The following is a 787-nucleotide window of genomic DNA, read 5'->3' as shown; positions in this document are numbered from 1 at the left end:
TCAGGTCATGCGCCAGCACGGTGTTGATGTGCACGGTGAAGGTCGGTTTGACGTTCTCGGCAACAGACACCTGGTCTGCAGTGATGGTGACCTTGACGATGTCGCCTTCGTTGCCTGGGGTACCTGGTTCGTCGGTAACGGTGGTGCTGACCTCGGTCTTGTCCAGGGTCAGGTTCTCGAACTTCCAGGCATCCGCGCCGCTGACCGCTTCGATGGCATTGACCACCGGCTCGTTAGCGCCAACGTAGACGTTGTCTGGAGCAGTAACGGTGATTGAGCCGGTAGTGCTGTTGGCCGGCACGACAACCGTGGTGCCATCAGTCAGCTTGAAGAACAGCTCCGAGTGGTTGTTGATCGGCAGACCATCTTTGTTGGTCAGCGTCACGGTGTAAGTGATCTCACCGCCTTCGGTCACCGAGGCGGTAGCGGTCAACTTGGCGACAACTTCGTCGATGGTGTCGGTAACTTTTACCGAAGCAGGGTTGCCCAGCTCCAGGTTCTCGAACGGTGCACCGGTGGCATCGACAGCCGACTTGATGCCCAGGCTGATTTCGCCGGCATCCTGGTAAACGTCGTCACCCTGGGCTTCGTGAGCGTACGGCTCGCTCGAAGTCTGACCGGCCTTGATGGTCACAACCGCGTTGTTGCTCAGGGTCACGGTCAGGTCATGCGCCAGCACGGTGTTGATGTGCACGGTGAAGGTCGGTTTGACGTTCTCGGCAACAGACACCTGGTCTGCAGTGATGGTGACCTTGACGATGTCGCCTTCGTTGCCTGGGGTACCTGG

General features: G+C 58.8%; 1 protein-coding gene. It reads right to left on the bottom strand.

The window, feature by feature from the left end; genetic code table 11:
- On the bottom strand, positions 1 to 787 hold a 787-nt coding region (locus HP546_RS30760), incomplete at both ends, for an immunoglobulin-like domain-containing protein (protein ID WP_372242491.1).

This window comes from Pseudomonas sp. CM25, from assembly GCF_013179705.1.
In the GTDB taxonomy this organism is placed as follows: Bacteria; Pseudomonadota; Gammaproteobacteria; order Pseudomonadales; family Pseudomonadaceae; genus Aquipseudomonas.
The sequence above is the reverse complement of the archived record's forward strand: the minus strand, read 5'-3'. Positions and strand labels throughout refer to the sequence as shown.